General features: G+C 48.5%; 19 protein-coding genes. 5 read left to right on the top strand and 14 right to left on the bottom strand.

Features of this window, described 5'->3' with window-relative positions; all coding sequences use genetic code 11:
- Positions 1-96: 96 nt before the first annotated feature.
- The 5 genes from SFW65_05315 to pgi all read right to left on the bottom strand — a co-directional run bounded on the left by SFW65_05315 (position 97) and on the right by pgi (position 6,728).
- Positions 97-1,053 (bottom strand): acetyl-CoA carboxylase carboxyltransferase subunit alpha, encoded by a 957-nt coding sequence (locus SFW65_05315; GenBank protein MDX1922527.1) that lies wholly within the window; start codon positions 1,051-1,053, stop codon positions 97-99.
- 63 nt (positions 1,054-1,116) lie between these two features.
- Positions 1,117-2,019: a site-specific tyrosine recombinase XerD gene (locus tag SFW65_05310; protein MDX1922526.1), complete on the bottom strand. Its 903-nt coding sequence runs from the start codon at positions 2,017-2,019 to the stop codon at positions 1,117-1,119.
- Complete coding sequence (gene mutL, locus SFW65_05305) at positions 2,019-3,851, bottom strand: DNA mismatch repair endonuclease MutL (GenBank protein ID MDX1922525.1); 1,833 nt, start codon at positions 3,849-3,851, stop codon at positions 2,019-2,021. The genes SFW65_05310 and mutL overlap by 1 nt, the downstream gene beginning before the upstream one ends.
- A 50-nt stretch (positions 3,852-3,901) precedes the next feature.
- Positions 3,902-5,137, bottom strand: coding sequence for a pentapeptide repeat-containing protein (locus tag SFW65_05300; GenBank protein ID MDX1922524.1), 1,236 nt, complete (start codon positions 5,135-5,137; stop codon positions 3,902-3,904).
- A gap of 46 nt (positions 5,138-5,183) precedes the next feature.
- The gene (pgi, locus tag SFW65_05295; GenBank protein ID MDX1922523.1) at positions 5,184-6,728 is read right to left on the bottom strand and encodes a glucose-6-phosphate isomerase; all 1,545 of its coding nucleotides are present in this window, start codon (positions 6,726-6,728) and stop codon (positions 5,184-5,186) included.
- 93 nt (positions 6,729-6,821) lie between these two features.
- Here pgi and SFW65_05290 point away from each other — a divergent pair, with 93 nt between their 5' ends.
- Positions 6,822-8,024 (top strand): pyridoxal phosphate-dependent aminotransferase, encoded by a 1,203-nt coding sequence (locus tag SFW65_05290; protein ID MDX1922522.1) that lies wholly within the window; start codon positions 6,822-6,824, stop codon positions 8,022-8,024.
- 34 nt (positions 8,025-8,058) lie between these two features.
- Entirely contained in the window at positions 8,059-8,553 is a 495-nt protein-coding gene (locus SFW65_05285) for a Dps family protein (protein MDX1922521.1), read from the top strand.
- Here the strand turns inward: SFW65_05285 and era are convergent, their stop codons facing one another.
- From era to SFW65_05255, 6 genes are read right to left on the bottom strand one after another with little or no spacing between them, the layout of a single operon-like run.
- Positions 8,554-9,462: a GTPase Era gene (gene era, locus SFW65_05280; protein ID MDX1922520.1), complete on the bottom strand. Its 909-nt coding sequence runs from the start codon at positions 9,460-9,462 to the stop codon at positions 8,554-8,556. It lies immediately after the preceding gene.
- Positions 9,459-10,139 carry a ribonuclease III gene (gene rnc, locus SFW65_05275; protein MDX1922519.1) on the bottom strand — a complete coding sequence of 227 codons (681 nt, stop codon included), beginning with the start codon at positions 10,137-10,139 and terminating at the stop codon, positions 9,459-9,461. Before rnc ends, era begins: the two co-directional genes overlap by 4 nt.
- Positions 10,136-10,972, bottom strand: coding sequence for a signal peptidase I (gene lepB, locus SFW65_05270; GenBank protein ID MDX1922518.1), 837 nt, complete (start codon positions 10,970-10,972; stop codon positions 10,136-10,138). The genes rnc and lepB overlap by 4 nt, the downstream gene beginning before the upstream one ends.
- Positions 10,973-11,029: 57 nt before the next feature.
- A complete protein-coding gene (gene acpS / locus SFW65_05265; protein ID MDX1922517.1) occupies positions 11,030-11,431 on the bottom strand; it encodes a holo-ACP synthase in 402 nt (133 codons plus the stop codon).
- A complete protein-coding gene (locus SFW65_05260; GenBank protein ID MDX1922516.1) occupies positions 11,428-12,156 on the bottom strand; it encodes a pyridoxine 5'-phosphate synthase in 729 nt (242 codons plus the stop codon). The genes acpS and SFW65_05260 overlap by 4 nt, the downstream gene beginning before the upstream one ends.
- 48 nt (positions 12,157-12,204) lie before the next feature.
- The gene (locus SFW65_05255) at positions 12,205-13,728 is read right to left on the bottom strand and encodes a YifB family Mg chelatase-like AAA ATPase (GenBank protein MDX1922515.1); all 1,524 of its coding nucleotides are present in this window, start codon (positions 13,726-13,728) and stop codon (positions 12,205-12,207) included.
- Positions 13,729-13,884: 156 nt separating this feature from the next.
- Here SFW65_05255 and SFW65_05250 point away from each other — a divergent pair, with 156 nt between their 5' ends.
- On the top strand, positions 13,885-15,009 hold the full coding sequence (locus SFW65_05250) for a hypothetical protein (GenBank protein MDX1922514.1): 1,125 nt from the start codon (positions 13,885-13,887) through the stop codon (positions 15,007-15,009).
- Positions 15,010-15,018: 9 nt separating this feature from the next.
- On the opposite strand, the gene SFW65_05245 is transcribed toward SFW65_05250, so the two are convergent.
- Both SFW65_05245 and SFW65_05240 read right to left on the bottom strand, forming a co-directional pair.
- Entirely contained in the window at positions 15,019-15,642 is a 624-nt protein-coding gene (locus SFW65_05245; GenBank protein MDX1922513.1) for a hypothetical protein, read from the bottom strand.
- 107 nt (positions 15,643-15,749) lie between these two features.
- Complete coding sequence (locus SFW65_05240) at positions 15,750-16,532, bottom strand: succinate dehydrogenase iron-sulfur subunit (protein ID MDX1922512.1); 783 nt, start codon at positions 16,530-16,532, stop codon at positions 15,750-15,752.
- Between the two features lie 192 nt (positions 16,533-16,724).
- Between SFW65_05240 and SFW65_05235 the strand changes: the two genes are divergently transcribed.
- Together SFW65_05235 and SFW65_05230 are read left to right on the top strand one after the other, a co-directional pair.
- Positions 16,725-17,132 (top strand): YidB family protein, encoded by a 408-nt coding sequence (locus SFW65_05235; protein MDX1922511.1) that lies wholly within the window; start codon positions 16,725-16,727, stop codon positions 17,130-17,132.
- Between the two features lie 155 nt (positions 17,133-17,287).
- Positions 17,288-17,818 (top strand): hypothetical protein, encoded by a 531-nt coding sequence (locus tag SFW65_05230; GenBank protein MDX1922510.1) that lies wholly within the window; start codon positions 17,288-17,290, stop codon positions 17,816-17,818.
- A gap of 20 nt (positions 17,819-17,838) precedes the next feature.
- Here the strand turns inward: SFW65_05230 and SFW65_05225 are convergent.
- Positions 17,839-18,940: FAD-binding protein (locus tag SFW65_05225; protein MDX1922509.1), on the bottom strand; the 1,102-nt coding region annotated here is incomplete at its 5' end.

Raw genomic sequence — 18,940 nt, 5'->3', positions numbered from 1 at the left:
TGTTAATTAACGCTGTGCATAATTCAAGGCAAAAAAACCCTGCGCCGCGCCGCAGCCGAATAAACCGAGTCGCTTATGCAACAATCAGACAGAGATTCAGGCCGCCAGACTCTTTTGGCCCATATTCAAAAACTTATCCTGACGGTTTTTGATAAGTTTGGCAGGTTCCGTGCCTATTAAATCGCTTAGGTGCTTTTCTATCGCATCTGCGAGACGCGCCAAGGTTTCTTCCTTCTGGCGATGTGCACCGCCCAAAGGTTCCGGGACAATTTCATCAATTACATCCAATTCCTTTAAATCCTGCGCAGTTAAACGAAGCGCCTCAGCCGCATCGCTCGCATGGCTTGGACTACGCCATAAAATTGATGCGCAACCTTCAGGAGAAATTACTGAATAAATTGCATGTTCAAGCATTAACACACGGTCAGCAGCGGCAATGGCAATTGCACCGCCTGAACCACCTTCCCCGATGATGGTCGTAACAAATGGAACAGCCACTTGCAGGCAAACTTCAATACCCTTAGCAATCGCTTCGGCTTGACCACGCGCTTCGGCATCAACGCCGGGAAACGCGCCCGCAGTATCAACGAAACTTAAAATCGGTAGATTAAATTTTGCCGCAAGTTCCATTAGCCGCTGTGCTTTGCGGTAACCTTCGGGTTTAGCCATGCCAAAATTATGCTTCAAACGCGTTTCAGTATCATGGCCACGCTCATGGCCCATAACCATGACCGCTGTACCACGGAACCGGCCAAGCCCACCAATGATTGCCTGGTCATCGCCGAATAAACGGTCTCCAGAAAGCGGTACAAAATCTTCAATCAGGTTCTTGATTATTTCGATGGTATGTGGGCGATCTGGATGACGCGCAACTTGCACCTTTTGTGCGGGGGTGAGTTTCGCGTAGAGGCTTTTGAGCTGCTTATCAAGCTTGCCTTGCAACTTGGCGACATCACCTGCAATGCTGACCTGCCCGCCAACGGATAGGTGGCGAAGCTCTTCGATTTTGGCTTCCAATTCAGCAACGCTTTGTTCGAAATCAAGTAAGTGCATTAGTTCCTCGAAAAATGGAGTAAAGCAGATAGCACAGTAGCCATCGAATGGCAAATCGCAGGATTAACTTTTACGTTTCTTGGCTAATGGATGATGTGTTTCAACGGTTTTTTGCAGATGATCACGCACCACATGGGTATAAATTTGCGTTGTACCGATATCGGCATGCCCTAACATTTGTTGTAGACTGCGCAAATCGGCACCACCTGACAATACGTGGGTGGCAAAGGCGTGGCGCAAACTGTGGGGGTGGATTTTCTTAAATGGCAACCCGGCTTTCGCCGCAACATCTTTCAACATTTGGTAAAAACGAATGCGTGATAGATAACCATCTTTACCGTGTGATGGAAAAAGATAAGGCGATTGTTTTGCTTTTTTAGGAAGAAATTTTTGGCGAATTTCGAGGTAAGCTGCAACTGCGGCATGGGCTGGCTGTGATAATGGTACGAGGCGCTCTTTATCTCCCTTTCCGCGCACCAGCATGGCACGGCGCTTATTACTGTACGACGATAGTGGCAGGCTCATAAGTTCACTGACGCGCAAGCCCGAACCATAAGCAAGCTCTAGCAGCGCATTCATACGAATGGATTCAGGGGTATTACCGGAAACAGCCGCAAATAATTTTTGCATATCATCAACGCTGAGCACATCAGGGAGTTTACGCGCGAGCTTTGGCCCTTCCTGTTCTGTCGTCGGGTTATCCTTGCGATGATTTTCGGAAACCAAAAAACGATAATATTGCTTGAGCGATGATAATTTACGCGCGCGGCTTTTTGGCGCAAGCGATGAGATAGATTTCAGGAATGCTGCAATATCATTTTCATCTGCGTTAGCGATGTCTTTCTTGCGGCGCGCAAAGAACTGCGCTGCTTGAATGATATCAGCCTCATAAGCCGCTTTGGTATTTTTAGAAACGCTGCGCTCTGCAACGAGCATATCCAGAAAGGGTTCAAGTAAAGTAATCATTATTTACGCTGGAATAGCTTTTCAACATCGCTGAACTTTAACTCAATATAAGTCGGGCGACCATGATTGCATTGGCCTGAATGCGGCGTTGCTTCCATTTGCCTCAACAGGGTATTCATTTCTTCGCAATTTAGCGCGCGCCCTGCGCGGATAGAGCCATGGCAAGCGATGGTTGAACATACCTCTTCCAGTTTTTCTTTAAGGCTGATGGCATGACCCCATTCACCGATTTCTGCTGCCAAATCCTGAATCAATTTTGGAATATTTGTTTTATTTAAAAGCGCGGGAATTTCGTGCACGACAATCGCATTACCGCCAAAAGGTTCAATAATCAGCCCAAGCTCTGCAAACTCGCTTTGCTTTTCCAAAATGCGCGTAGCATCAAGATCACTCAGTTCTACGACTTCTGGAATAAGCAGTCCTTGGCGTTTTACACCGCCACTGGCTAATGCAGCTTTCATGCGCTCATAAGTCAGGCGTTCATGCGCGGCATGCTGGTCAACCAGCACAAGACCATCCGCCGTTTGTGCAACAATATAGGTCTCGTGGATTTGCGCTAACGCTGCCCCTAATGGGAAATCCTGCGCTTGTGTATTGGGTGAATTATCCTGCTGGCTTACAGCAGCAAAATCATTATTTACATATTGCTTGGCGAAAGGTTGCGCGACTTCGCTAAATCCGCTCATGCTGCGCTGTTGCTCATAGTGTTGTTCGGGCGGTGACTGCCAATTATACGTTTGTTGCCCGCCATATGGTGCGGCAGCACGATGAAAACTTTGACTTGCTTGGAAACTATGCAAGGTCGCATCACTTAGTGTATTTGACGTAACCTTGGCTTCGGCGTGCAATGCTTGACGTAGCGTACTGATGATTAGGCCGCGAATAAGCGCGCCATCGCGGAAACGTACTTCCAGTTTAGCGGGATGTACATTCACATCGACCTCTGCCATTGGCATGTCCAAAAATAATGCCACCACGGCATGACGACCATGCGGGATTAAATCGCCGTAAGCCGCTTTTACCGCACCAAGCAATACGCGGTCACGCACGGGGCGGTTATTGACGAATAAATACTGGTCGCGTGCAAAAGCGCGATTCAGGGTTGGCAAACCAATCCACCCGCTTAGGTTCACGCCACCGCGCGACGCATCAACCGGAATGGCATTATTAGCAAAATCAGCGCCCAATATTGCGCCAAGGCGAGCTTTGCGCTGTTCGGGGAATAATCCTGGCACCGCTTCGCAGCGCCATGGTTTACGCCCATCTTCGAATAACGAAAAGCTGACAGCTGGCCATGCCATGGCAAGACGTTCCAGAGATTCAAGGATATGTCCATATTCAGTTGGCAGAGATTTTAAAAACTTTAACCGCGCAGGTGTGGCATAAAACAAATCCTGCACATCAATTCGTGTACCTTGCGATAATGATGCAGGTTTCACATCGCGCATTACACCGCCTTCAATCTGCAAATTCCATGCGTCATTACTGCCGCGCTTACGGCTGGTAATGGTCATACGGCTGACCGATGCGATGGACGGCAAGGCTTCGCCGCGAAAGCCAAAGCTGGAAATCATTTCAAGATTGTCTTCAGGAAGCTTGGATGTAGCATGGCGCTCTACTGCCAGTTTCAATTCATCCGCCGACATCCCGTCGCCATTATCCTGAACCGTAATCGCGCTCACGCCGCCTTCACGTGTTGTCACATCAACACGGGTTGCGCCTGCATCAAGTGCGTTTTCAACCAGTTCTTTTACAACGGCAGCAGGCCGTTCGATGACTTCACCGGCGGCGATTTGGTTTACAAGATGGGATGGCAATAAACGAATGGTCATAGCACCATTCTAATGCCAAAACGGTTCTAACTAAAACGGGTTTTTAGGCCTTAAAAAAGCGTGTTTTCAGTGATTGCGCCGGTAATGTCTGCGCCCGCCAGATTCGTGCCACGCATGTCGGCATAGGAAAGGTCGGCGCCGGTAAAATTCACGCTCTTTAAATCCGCACCGGTAAAATCTGCATAGCGCAGATTACAATTGCTCATGTTGGTTGGTACAATCCGACCATCAGGAAGTTTCAACGGATAAAGCAACGCCAATTGAAAGCGTGCGCGCATCATGTTCGAACCCGAAAAATCACTGCCACGCAAATCGGCCTTGTCAAACAAGGCAAGGCGGAAATCGCAATTGCGGAAATCACAGGCCTGAATTTGCGCCCCGCTGAACCGCACATGATAGAAAATCGCCTGACGCGCCTTCATCATAATTAAATTTTGTTCCTTGAAATCAATATACTGGCTTTTATGGGCACGCAAATCATAGCGCGTTAAGTCAAGCCGCGTTCCAATCACCCCGCCGCTTTCGACCCATACTGCATGTTTAGTGAACAGTTGCGGCAGGGGCTCAAACGTATCTTCAATGCCAAGACCTTGAATTTCATCCCGCAGGGCATGGGCAAAATCAACCTGCGATAATTCAATGCCATCCAGTGTCGTATTAAGCAGCACAGCTTCGCGCAGGCTTGCGCCATCCATCTGCGCGCCAGTTAAATCGGCGTTTTCAAAAATTGCACCCTGCATTCTTGCACCGCGTAACATCGCGCGGTGCATTTTTGTACCAATAAATAGTGCTTCACGAGCATCCACATCATCCGTATAAACAGGAACATCGGTTTTCTTGCTATCGGCTTTTCCCGAAGCTGCTCCGCCAAGCGGCTTTACTTTGATATTGCCGCGACGATCTTTGGTTGCCATTGAACCTTCGCGCATATCGGCTTGCGTTAGATCCGCGCCGGAGAAGTCAACACCCTGAACATTGGCACCACGCAAATCAATACGGGCAAGGCGCGCATCATTCAAATGCGCTTTTTGCAAATTGGCGCAAAAGAAAACGCTTCCTTCCATTTTGCAATTGCGCATATCAGCATCATAAAACAATGATCCGCTGAAATCAGCGCTGGATAAATCAACACCGCGTAACACCAAACCCGATAAATCCTTGTAACTCAGGATGGCGCGAGCACCGCCCACTTTGGCACTGGCATACATGGCATGCTTCTTGATTGCGACATCAAGTTCGGTCTGCGAAATGGGGGTTAAATGTTTTTTATCGAGGGTATTAGCCATGCGTTTTCTAAAAGGCGTTCTACTTATGGAACTATAGATTAATGCCTTAAAGATTTCTTAAACGCTTGATAAGGCCAGCAGCTGCACCATTTGGCGCGGCATCTGTTTCTAAAGCGTTTTGAATTGGCGTAGCGAGTGTTTTGCCCAGCTCAACGCCCCATTGATCAAATGGGTTTAAATTCCAGAACACGCTTTCGGTAAAGACTTTATGTTCATACAAAGCAAGCAGTTCGCCAACCGCAAATGGCGACAATCTATCAAGCACCAAAATGCTGCTGGGCCGATTGCCGGAAAAGCTTTTTTGCAAATCATCTGTTTGTTTGCCTTGTTGCAATGCTTCAGCCTGCGCAAGGCCGTTGGCATTAAGCATCGCATGATGGCCGGGTAGTTTTGGATGTCCGGCTTTCACCATGATAATTTCGGCAGGAATAATTTGCGTTCCTTGATGTAATGCCTGCATGAATGCGTGTTGTGCAGGCGTTCCTGTCATACCAAACACTACTGGCGCTGTTGAATAAGAAATGGCCTTACCATCCTTATCCACCGATTTGCCAAGGCTTTCCATTTCCAATTGCTGCAAATAGCTGGGCCATTCGCGAAGCGCTTCGGAATACGGCAACACCGCGCGCGCTTGATAACCCAGCACGTTAATGTTCCACACGCTAAGCATGGCGAGCACCACCGGCATGTTCACGAGTAATGGCGCATCGTAAAAATGGTTATCCATGGCTTCGCCACCACGCAGGAATTCGATGAATTTTTTACGGCCCATTGCAGCCATTGCAGGCAACCCAATAGATGACCAGACAGAGAAACGCCCACCAACCCAATCCCAGAAACGGAAGATGCGCGCTTCATCCACGCCATGTGCTTTGGCTTTATCCGGCGCTGCGGTCAATGCAACAACATGCTGCAACGCTTTGTCTTTACCAAGCGCATCAGATAACCAACCAAGCACTGTGTTGGCATTCAACATGGTTTCAGCTGTCGTAAATGTTTTGGAAGCAACAAACACCATTGTCTCGTGCGGGTTTAATTGCGCCATGGCGTTTGCAATCGGAGCAGCATCCACATTTCGTATAAAGACGATATGGGGTGATAATTCATCACCCAGCGCGGTTACCAGATGTTGGGGGCCCAAATCAGAACCACCAATACCGATATGAATAATATTTTTGATAGCTTTGCCCGAAGCACCAATAACAGCTTTCGCGCGAAGTTTTTCTGCGAATTCTAATGCACGTTCACGCTCAGCTTTTATTTCTTTATAATTCGGCGTTTTGCTATCCGATGAACGAAGCGCGATATGCAACGCTGCACGGCCTTCGCTTGCATTAACTTTGTCACCGGCAAATAAGCCGGCGCGTTTTTTTGTAAAATCCTGTTGTTCCAAACAGCTTGCCAGCAATTCGATTGTTTGCGGCGTCAGGCATTGACGCGAATAATCAAGGAACACTTCGCCAACATACATGCTCATCTGTTCAAAGCGGTGAGGATTGCTTGCAAACAAATCCCGCAAATGCTGCGACTTTAAGCTTTGCGAGCTTTTAATAATTTCTGACCAGATGGCTGTTTGTGTTAATTGTGTCATGCGCCCTTTATAATCCATTCCCATAATACTTGTCAGGCCTGAAATTGAGGTCTATTTTACTGCTTTCACATCATTGCTAATAAAGGAACCATCATGTCTATGCTTGCTGCCCGTCTTGCCAATGTCAAACCATCGCCCACGATGGCTGTTACGCAAAAGGCTGCCGAGCTGAAAGCTGCTGGTCGTGACGTGATCGGTCTTGGCGCAGGCGAGCCAGATTTTGATACACCCGACCATGTAAAGGAAGGCGCATACAAAGCCATCCGCGAAGGTAAGACCAAGTATACTGCTGTTGATGGTACGCCAGAATTGAAAAAAGCCATTCAAGGAAAATTCAAACGTGAAAACGGTTTGGATTATGGGCTTGACCAGATCACCGTCAGTACTGGCGGCAAACAGGTGTTGTTCAATGCCATCATGGCTACCGTAAATCCCGGTGATGAAGTCATTATTCCGGCACCCTACTGGGTTTCATATCCAGACATGGTTGCATTGGCCGAAGGTAAATCGGTTATCATCTCCTGCCCTGCTGATAAAAATTTCAAATTACAGCCCGAAGATTTAGAAAAAGCCATTACGCCAAAAACCAAATGGCTGATCATGAATTCGCCCAGCAACCCGACAGGCTCAGCCTATTCCAAGACTGAAATGAAGGCGATTACCGATGTATTGCTGAAGCATCCGCATGTCTATGTGATGAGCGATGATATTTACGAACATCTTCTCTATGACGGGTTTGAATTCTGCACACCCGCACAGGTGGAACCCAAATTATACGACCGCACCTTAACGATTAATGGCGTATCCAAAGCATACTCCATGACCGGTTGGCGAATTGGATATGCGGGCGGACCAAAGGATATCATCAAAGCAATGGGCGCAATTCAGGGGCACTCCACCACCAACCCATCATCCATCAGTCAGGCAGCAGCCGTTGAGGCATTGAATGGCCCGCAAGGGTTCCTAAAAGACTGGGTTGAATCATTTAAATCGCGCCGCGATTTGGTGGTTGGCATGCTAAATCAAAGCAACGGCCTTACCTGCAAACGCCCTGAAGGCGCGTTTTACGTATACCCAAGCTGTGCTGGAACGATTGGTAAAAAAACACCCGATGGCCAAGTGATCCAAAACGACGAGGACTTCGTAAAATACTTACTACAAGCCGAAGGCGTTGCAGTGGTTCATGGTTCTGCATTTGGGCTTTCCCCCCATTTCCGCATTTCCTATGCCATTTCCAGCAAATCACTTGAGGAGGCATGCCAACGCATTCAGCGCGCCTGTGCTAATTTACGTTAGGAAAATCTGCGTTAATCTTGAAAGGAATAGGTTTATGGCCAAGAAAGCAAAAAAAGTTCCTAAGCAAGCTGCGCGCAAAGCATCGCCCAGCGATGCCGTTGCGAAATGCTTGAATGTTGTTTTGGCTGATACCTATATCTTGGCGCTTAAAACGCATGGCTTTCACTGGAATGTGGAAGGGCCATTGTTTTTGCAACTGCATGAATTTTTCGGCAAGCAATATGAAGCATTGACCGATGCCGCAGATGAACTTGCAGAACGCCTTCGTGCCCTTGATACCTATGCGCCTGCATCCTTCGCTCAATTTTCCCGCCTTGGCAACATTATGGAAGAAACGAAGGTTCCATCGCCCGAGGGGATGATCGCGCAATTACTTTCCGATTTTGAAGTATTGGCTGAAGATCTGGTAAATGGTATCGACGCGGCCGATGAAGCCGATGATGTGGATACCGAAGATTTACTGACGGGGCAATTACACGAAGTGCATAAAACCGCGTGGATGCTACGCACAATGTTACGGGGCAAATAATTAATCTTGCTTCGTTAAGCCGCGACTTTCATAAAATTCTTTATGCTGTTGCCAATCTTCCTTCACCTTGACGTGCAGGAATAAATGCACTTTAAAACCAAATGCTTTTGCCATTTCTGCACGCGCGGCTGCGCCTATTGCTTTGAGTTGTTCGCCGCCCTTGCCAATGACAATCGCTTTTTGTCCATCGCGTTCCACATAAATGGTTTGCGTGACTTTGGCTTCACCATTTTCAAATTGTTCCCATGCATCGGTTTCAACTGTTGCGCTATAGGGCAGTTCCTGCGATAGCTGGATAAATAGCTGTTCGCGGGTGATTTCAGCGGCCATAACGCGTTCCGGCATATCGGTAATTTGTTCGGGATCATACAGCCATGGGCCTTTGGGCATCGCAGTGCCTAGCTTAGCAATAATATCCTTCACGCCTTCGCCGTCTTTTGCCGACACCATAAAGGTCTGCGCAAAATCATGTTCTTTATGCAACGCTTCCACAATCGGCAATAGACGCCCTTTATTCGTTGCAGCATCCACCTTGTTCAATACCAGCCATACGGGTTTCTCGTTATGCTGGTGCTTAATGTGCTGTAAAATTTCCTGCGTGCCGCTGTCAGGCTGGCGGTGCGTTACATCAACAACCAACAAAATCACATCGGCATCATCTGCCCCGCCCCATGCCGCGCCGACCATGGCTTTTTCAATCGGTTTTTTGGGATTAAAAATGCCCGGCGTATCCACAAAAATAATCTGCGCATCACCTTCCATGACAATCCCCAGCATACGCGCGCGGGTAGTTTGCGGCTTTGCGCTAACAATTGCCAGTTTTTGTCCCACAATCTGATTGAGCAACGTGGATTTACCGGCGTTGGGTACGCCCAGCAATGTTACATATCCGCAGGATTGTTCACTCATGCCTTCACCAATTTCTGCCACAGCATGGTTGCAGCTTTCTTTTCTGCATCGCGTTTGGATGCACCATCTGCCTCTACCGCTTCAAACCCTTTGACTTGAACAGACACAATAAAGGTTGGCGCATGCACCGGACCTGACTGGCTAATGACGCGATATTCGGGCAGCGGCAATCCCTTGCCCTGCGCCCATTCCTGCAATGCACTTTTTGCATCTTGCGGCGCGGCATCACGATGAATGAACGGTTGCCAAAGCTGTTTAATCAGAAGACGCAAGATATCCAACTGTTGGGCACTATCTTTGTAAATTGCACCGATCAGCGCTTCGAGCGCATCGGATAAAATATTCACGCGGCCCCTGCGTAAATCATCGGGATTGACGAGATGCAAACATTCCGACAATGCAAGTGTTTCAGCGATTTCCGCAAGGCAATCGCGGTTGACCAGCGCGGCATGTCGTTTTGCCAATTCGCCTTCGCTTTCATTCGGATAAATTTCATAAAGCCATTCAGCAATCAACAGCGATAGAACACGGTCTCCTAAAAATTCCAGCCGTTCGTAGCTGGATACTTTTTTATTATCCCTTTCTTGGCTGGGATGAGTCATCGCATCGCGCAGCAAGGGCTCATCCTTAAAGGTATAGCCCAGTTTTGAGGTGAGGTTTTTGTAAGCCGGTGTCATCGGATTGGTTTTAACATACGATCAAAGCGCAAATGGCTTGGCCATTTCCACAACTGCCAGAATGGAGAGCCGTTTTTCAACGAGAAGAAAATAAACTCCGCGCGGCCAACAAGATTTTCTTCCGGCACAAACCCAACACGGCGCATCACGCGGCTGTCTTGCGAATTATCGCGGTTGTCGCCCATGACAAAATAATGGCCTTCCGGCACCTTATAAGCTTGCGTATCATCTAGCTGCCTATCATCACTCATTTCCAGAATGTGGTGTTGGCGACCACCAGGTAATATTTCATTATATTCAATCGCAGGAAGATTAAATGGCTGGCGAAACGCTTCATGGTCTTCTTCCAGATCATCGCCAGTAATGTTGTAGCTGCCTGTTACATCACGTGGAACCACTTCGCCATTCACATGTAAACGGCCTTCTACCATCTGAAGGGTATCGCCCGGCAAACCGATGAGACGTTTTACGTAGTCTGTTTTACCATCATACGGAACCTTAAACACAATCACATCACCGCGCTGCGGTTTATTCGTTTGGCCATAACGGCCAGCAGGCAATTTCAAACCAAAGGTGTGTTCCAAAAAACCCAAACCAACAGAAAGCCCGCTATAGCCGTAAGAATATTTCGAAACAAACAAATAATCACCTACCAGCAAGGTCGGCACCATGGAACCCGATGGAATACTGAACGGTTCAAAGAAGAACGCGCGGAATACAATTGCAATGAGCGCAGCAACGGTCAGCGTGCGAAGAAATTCGAACAGGCCATCATCTTTTGGCTGCTCGTTTTGTACATTTTTTGCGGGCACGGCGGATTGATTTTGTTTCATAAACTACTGCTTAACTTTGAATTAAAGCGCGAATGTGGCGCTTTCACTAGGGGTTGGTCAATCCTTTTTAATAGCCTCAATAATCACAAAGGCCTGCGCATTCGGATATTCATCGGTCAATGTTAAATGGATGCTGGCGCTGTACCCTTTGGGGGTCATCGCCTCCAGGCGCTTTAGTGCGCCGCCCGTCAGAACAAGCGTGGGTTTCCCGTTTGGGTCGTTCACAACGCCCATATCTTTCCAAAATACGCCTGCGCTCATTCCTGTACCCAATGCTTTTGCGCAAGCTTCCTTTGCAGCAAAGCGTTTAGCAAGCGTTGGAGGCGCCGATGAACGCTGCAATGCTTTTTTTTGTTCAATCGGTGTGTAAATACGTTTTAAAAAACGCTCCCCATATTTGGCATAGGTCTTTTCGATGCGCGTAATATCGCAAATGTCATTACCAATGCCGATAATCATGCAGCAGCTTTCTTGCGCGCATCCGCCATAATGTTTTTCATTTTCTGGATACTGCTGTGCATGCCAACAAACATTGCTTCACCCATCAAGAAATGCCCTATATTCAATTCAACAATCGGCTTAATTGCAGCCACGGGCGAGACATTATCATAGGTAAGACCATGGCCCGCATGTACTTCAATGCCAAGCAGTGCTGCATAATCAGCGCCAACGCGCAGGCGCTTTAATTCCTGTGATTGCTGCGCGCCAGCATCGGCGTAAGAACCAGTGTGCAATTCAATCGCTTTGCATGCGGTTTTTTTGGAAGCGTCAATCTGTGCTTCATCGGGGCTGATGAACAAGGCGACTTCAATCCCGGCATCCTGTAATGCGCCAACGCAGGTTTTTATTTTTTCAAAATGCGTGATGACATCAAGCCCGCCTTCGGTCGTGATTTCCTGGCGGCGCTCGGGGACCAGACATACTGCATGTGGTTTAAGGCGCAATGCAATCTTGGTCATTTCATCCGTGACAGCCATTTCCATATTGAGTGGTAAACCGCACTCAGCCCGCAAACGCTCCATATCCGCATCGCGTATATGGCGACGGTCTTCACGTAGATGTGCGGTGATCAAATCCGCACCCGCGTCTTTAGCCATAAGGGCAGCACGTAATGGGTCCGGGTTATTGCCCCCGCGCGCATTGCGCAAAGTCGCTACATGATCAATGTTAATTCCTAATCGCATAACCAGATATATATGTGGTTTTTTGGCGTTTTGCCAGCGGCTCGTTTACTAGCGGCTATTGGCAACGCGGCGATAACTCAATGCTTCTGCAACATGGGCGCGCTTTACGCCATCCACGCCTTCCAAATCTGCTAGGGTTCTGGCAACACGCACAACGCGGGTGTAACCCCGCGCAGATAGCTTAAGTTGCTCAGCAGCCTGGCTTAATAAATTCTGGCCGCCACTGTCGGGGGTTGCAACTTTCTGTAGCAACTCTCCATCTGCTTCGGAATTGTTATTTGGTTTTATTGGTGCATCCATTTTCGAATAGCGCTCGATCTGACATGCTCTGGCCTGCGCAACGCGCGCGGCCACCGTTGCACTATCTTCCTTGGCTTGTGGCAAACTTAAATCATTTGCGCTGACAGCGGGAACTTCTACATGGCAATCAATACGGTCAAGCAGCGGCCCAGAAAGCTTGTTTTGATAATCCGCACCGCAGCCAGGGGCTTTATTGCATGCTTGCGACGCATCGCCCAGATAACCGCAACGGCACGGATTCATCGCGGCGATCAATTGGAACCGTGCAGGATAGGTTAAATGGTGATTAGCGCGTGCAACAACCGCGCGTCCTGTTTCCAATGGCTGACGCAGCGCTTCCAATGTTGGACGCTGGAATTCGGGAAGCTCATCCAAAAATAGCACACCAAAATGCGCGAGCGAGACTTCACCGGGCTTAGCTTTCATCCCGCCGCCAATAAGTGCCGGTAGTGAAGCTGAATGATGCGGATCACGAAACGGACGACGGCGCAGCAATTGTCCATCAGGCAACATGCCAGCCACCGAATGAATCATCGATACCTCCAACGCTTCGCGTGGTGAAAGTGGCGGCAATAAACCCGGCAGACGCGCAGCAAGCATGCTTTTACCGGAACCCGGCGGGCCCAGCATCAATAAATTATGCCCGCCTGCCGCGACAACTTCCAACACACGCTTGGCAGCTTCCTGCCCTTTCACATCGCGCAAATCTGGTGATGCGCCATCCAGATTTTCCATGCGGCGCTCAGGCCGCGTAAGGACTTGGGTGCCCTTAAAATGATTGATGAGTTGCAGCAATGATTGCGGCGCAAGCACATTCATATCATCCCCTGCCCACAATGCTTCGCTGCCATTTGCGGCGGGGCAAATCAAACCAAACTCATGTGCCTTAGCATTAATCGCCGCAGGCAAAACGCCTGTTACGCGTGTTAGACTTCCATCAAGTGCCAATTCGCCCAGCGCAATATAATCAGCAACGGCGTCTTGCGGCACGACGCCCATCGCAACGAGCAAGGCAAGCGCGATGGGTAGATCGAAATGGCTTCCTTCTTTTTGTACATCCGCTGGCGCCAAATTTACGGTGATGCGCTTGGCGGGCATGGAAAGCCCAAGCGCATGAAGCGCCGCGCGCACCCGTTCACGGGATTCCGTCACGGCCTTGTCCGGCAAACCGACAAGAGTAAAGGCAACGAGACCAGATGAAATCTGCGCTTGCACATCCACATCAAGGACATCCACGCCTTCAAAGGCAACGGTGCGTATGCGTGCGACCATAAAAACCAAACCCTATTAATGTTTACTAATCCCCATAGATTATAGGGTTTTATTAATCTGTCGAGCGCGGTTGTTAATACCGATGTTAGCAAAACTTCAAATTACTTTCAAAACGGCATGATAAATTGCGGATTATAACATTTAAGGAATTTTTTTATGGGCATACCAACAGAATTCAATTTAAAGGCAGATAGCGAATATACGCTTTGGAATGGCCAAACAGCATTTAGCGGCATGACGGCGAAGCCACGCCAACCCATCCTTAGAGCCCCAGATGATAAACAAGCCGTTGCTGTGGTATGGAATAAAGACACCAAGGCATTTATATCAGTTTATTTTGAACTCATCCAAGAAGGCGATGAACAGATTGCAGCAGAAGGCACCACAGGCCTTCGCATAGCTGGGACCTATAAAGGTTCGGATCTTTTTATTATCAGCCTGCCAGGTAAAAAATTGCCGAAAGATTTACGCGAAAACCTTACCCAATGGGTAAATGATAAATATTTGTGGGATACTGAAGGTGGCCAGCAAATACAAGCACAGCGCCGCCGCGATCGTACTATGACGATTGGCGCATTATGCATTGAAATCGAAAAGCATATCGGCAAATGGGAAGTAACGCCGAAAGCTCCAGCAGCAGCGCCAACAGCTACACCTACTGCGACGCCTTCTGCGCGCCCGCCTGAGCGCACAACCATTCTAGGTGGCGCGGCACGTGAAATTGGCGAGCGCCCTTTGCAACAACAAAGCTATTCTTCAGACCGTGATTTTGATGCACAGGATATTGCAGGAATTCCGGAATCCGATGGCTTGCCATACTCCGGTCGCCTGAAGCAGGATTTTGATCGTGGCTTCACTTTTGTTCAACCGGACCAAAACATACCGGAACTTGCTGGCCGTGATGCATTTTTGCATGTTTCTGCATTTCGCCGTTCCGGATATCCTGATGGCACAACATTAAGGGGCGGAGCACGCATTCGCTTCAGCCTTTGGGACAATGCTGGAAAAATCCAGATTGATGAATTGGAAATAGCTGGCCAACCTCGTCCACGCGCAGCAGCAGAGCAAGTTGTTGAGCGCGCTGTAGAACGTGACCCACGCAGCCTGCCGCCAATTGCCGATTACGATGCGTCAGCCGAGGCACATCAGGGCGAAAGTTTTGAGCGCCGCGAAGGTCAAAAGGTTGTTATTCGTGAAATTCCTATCCGCACGCCATTCGGCACGGAAGTTATTCCTGGCGGCGCATGGCGCACGGTTCGCGGTGACCGCGACCCCAATTAATTTGAAAAGCTAAGCCGCATCCAGGCGTGGTACAGGTGCTTTAAAATAGCTCTGCATTACGCGGTTGGCGCTTTGAACTGCTTGCCCTTCAAAACTATCAGGTTTCACCAAACGCTGAGCACTGGCTACTTTAAGATGATCCGCCTTATCGCCCCATGGTTCAAAATTACGCGTATTCAAATCTGGATTAATATCGGCAAGGCTCATTTGAAACAGTGCAAGCTGGTTTGCAAAAACACCGCCCCTTGAAATAATTCGTAAATCTTCGGCAAGTTCAAATGCGCGTTCATCATCGCGTGTAGCAAGGCGTTCCAGCATAAACAATGTGATGGTTTCAACGGCAATTGCAGAACCCGAATTAACGACCAGACGTTGTGGTGCCGCCACCCCTGTTCTATCCAAATCCGCCTGAAGTTGTTCTGGCAAATGAACGCCGGGTTTGTTTGCATGCAGCGCCGCAACCGCAGAAAGCAACACCGCATCGAAGTTGTTTTCTTCTATCACATTCAATTCACTTTTCGTGCCAAGACCGGTGGTCAAGCGTTCCGCCCAATCAAACCAAGCCAGAATATCTGGTTTCTTCCCTGCGTGCGTCGTTGCTGTGCCAGCATCCGTAACAGTATCCATGACCATGCAGTAATCTCCACGAATGTGAATAAAGGGTGTGAATATGCGAATAGCTTTTCACACCGCACATAAGTGGTCAAGAATGTTTTGGCGGCGTATTAAACGCTTCTTTTTTAAGCGCGGCGTTCAACCATTAACTGCTTAATTTCTGCAATCGCTTGCGCGGGGTTCAACCCCTTTGGACAAGCATTGGTGCAGTTCATAATGGTATGGCAGCGATATAAACGGAATGGATCTTCAAGATTATCCAGACGTTCACCCGTCATTTCATCGCGGCTATCTGCAATCCAGCGATAGGCTTGCAGTAATATCGCAGGGCCAAGATAGCGTTCCTCATTCCACCAATAGCTCGGGCATGAAGTTGAGCAGCAGAAGCACAAAATGCATTCATACAAGCCATCAAGTTTTTTGCGCTCATCTTGCGATTGTAAACGCTCTTTATCCGGTGGCGGCAAGGTTTGTGTCTGCAGCCAAGGCTGGATGGATGCGTATTGTGCGTAAAGCTGCGTTACATCGGGAATTAAATCTTTCACCACCGGGCGGTGCGGCAACGGGTAAACAGCGACATCCCCATGGCAATCTTCGGTTGCCTTTAAGCAGGCTAATGTATTTTGTCCATCAATGTTCATCGCGCATGAACCACAAATACCTTCACGGCAGGAACGGCGAAACGTCAGCGTCGGATCAATTTTGTTTTTAATATAGAGCAGTGCATCAAGCACCATCGGGCCACAATCATCCATATCAACGGTATAGGTATCGAGTGATGGATTTTCGTTTTTATCAGGATTGAAACGGTAGATTTTAAACTTGCGCGGATTTTTAACGCCGGCAGGCGCTGGGTGTGTAACACCGGTTTGGACTTTGGAATGCGCCGGAAGGGTAAGTTCAACCATAGGATTTCAATATAGGTAAGAGGCAGGAATTTAAGGTGCATTCATAATATGAACTGTAGGTTCTGACTTCAACGGTTTTCTTATGCAATTAACAATGAAAAACCACGGTTTTACATGGCAGATGCGCATGATTCGACAGCCGAACCCCACCCCGCTATATTGCCCGCTTACTTTTTTAAAAGGATATCTGCCATGAACCTGATGAACATGATTTTGGAACAAGCTATTAAATCACTTGGCAACGGGCAACAAGGCCCGCTCGTACATGCGTTCATCGACTATGTTCAGCAACATGGCGGCGAGCAAGGCATCGCCACGATGATAGAGAATTTTGAAAAGAATGGTCTTGGTCGAATCGTGCAATCATGGATTTCTACCGGACAGAATATGCCAATCACGCCAGAACAAGTTGAACAAGGTTTGGGCGAAGCACATGTTCAACAAATCTCCAGCGCCGCCAACATGACGCCGCAAGAAACAACCACACAGCTTGCACAAATTTTGCCAAAACTGGTGGACAAGCTTTCACCCAGTGGTGAATTGGATACGCAAATGATCAGCACGGTCCTTGGCATTTTTAACGCACAAAAAGCCGCTTAATATTAACCAACACTCAGTCCATGGCTTAAGACCCTGCGAAACCAGCAGTTTTGCGGGTTTTTTCATATGGCTCGAAAGTAATTCCATACGTCCATAGAGGACAGATATTTGATACATTCTGCTGAACTATTTTAAGATTTTTTTTAAATAAACATATGAGCCGTAAAAATTACAGTCATCTGCGCGTGGGCAATTTTGTGCGTTGTAACTTTCCACATATGCGCCTCGATCCACGCGAACCATCGGAACATGAACACGTCGCGCTTATTGTTGGTAAGCACTATGACCGCGAATTGGGCGTGCCCGTATTCACGATGGTGCATTCAAGTAAAGAAATTGAACGGCTTATAAAAACCGGCGGCAAAATCAGAGCAGGTAGTTTCAAATTGTTGGTATATGCGATCACAGGACGCGTTCCAGTGAGCGATATATCTGACCGTATCGTGAATTATGATCAGGTGATGTTACTGCCTGTGGTAAGTGAATTTTTCCACGATCTGGAACATGGCCCGATTGAGGTGATTGACTCCATCAGCCGAAAAGCCGTTGAAAAAATCAAACTGCGGATGAAAAAACCACCTAATCCATCTGCCCTTGCAACCTATCGCATGGAGCAGGAACACCGGGCAGTTGCGCCAGATTTTCTGGTTAGACAACGTCAATCGAACGAAAATGATCCGAGCTGAGTGTACTTAGTACACGCCCATTAGTATACACGGGGCTTTGGCGGAACGACTTCTACGTCTTTGCTCATGGTGTACAGATGCACAGGGCGATAATCCATCGTCACCTTACCTGTTGCATCATCCACATAGGCAATGCTGTGCTTCATCCAGTTCACATCATCGCGATCTTTATAATCTTCGCGAGCATGTGCACCGCGCGACTCTTTGCGGGTATGCGCAGAAACAACCGACGCGGCTGCCTGTACCAGCAAGTTATCCAGCTCCAGCGTTTCAACCAAATCGGAATTCCAGATCAAGGACCGGTCTGAAACCTTTATATCAGCGCGTTGCTTCAATAGCGCACTAATGCCATCCACACCCGCTTTCAATGTCTCTTCGGTGCGGAACACGGCACAATTGGTTTGCATCACATGTTGCATTTTGTCACGGATATCCGCAGTTTTACTGCCGCCATTGGCATTACGCAGTTTATCAAATCGCGACATGATACCATCCACACTGGATGCCGGCAGCACCTTATGCGGCGCGTTGGGTTTAATTACATCAGCTGCGCGGATAGCGGCGGCGCGTCCAAACACCACCAAATCAAGGAGCGAATTTGAACCCAAACGGTTTGCGCCGTGTACAGAAACACATGCCGCTTCGCCAATCGCCATTAAACCCGGCACGATGGCATCGGGGTTATCTTTAGTCGGGCGAATAACTTCACCGTGATAATTTGTTGGAATACCGCCCATATTGTAATGCACGGTTGGCAGAATGGGGATGGGCTCCTTGGTCACATCAACGCCCGCAAACACCTTAGCGGTTTCGGAAATGCCCGGCAGACGTTCATGCAGAATTTTTGGATCAAGATGTTCAAGATGCAAATGGATGTGATCTTTTTTCGGTCCACAGCCACGGCCTTCGCGGATTTCGATGGTCATCGAACGGCTGACCACGTCGCGGCTAGCCAAATCCTTGGCAGATGGTGCGTAGCGTTCCATGAAGCGTTCGCCATTACCATTGGTGACATAACCGCCTTCACCGCGTGCACCTTCGGTAATCAAACAACCCGCGCCATAAACACCGGTTGGATGGAACTGGATGAACTCCATATCTTGCAGTGGCAAGCCCGCACGA

The sequence above is a fragment of the Alphaproteobacteria bacterium genome, from assembly GCA_033762625.1.
GTDB lineage: Bacteria > Pseudomonadota > Alphaproteobacteria > UBA9219 > RGZA01 > RGZA01.
This window is presented reverse-complemented; position numbering and strand designations above follow the sequence as displayed.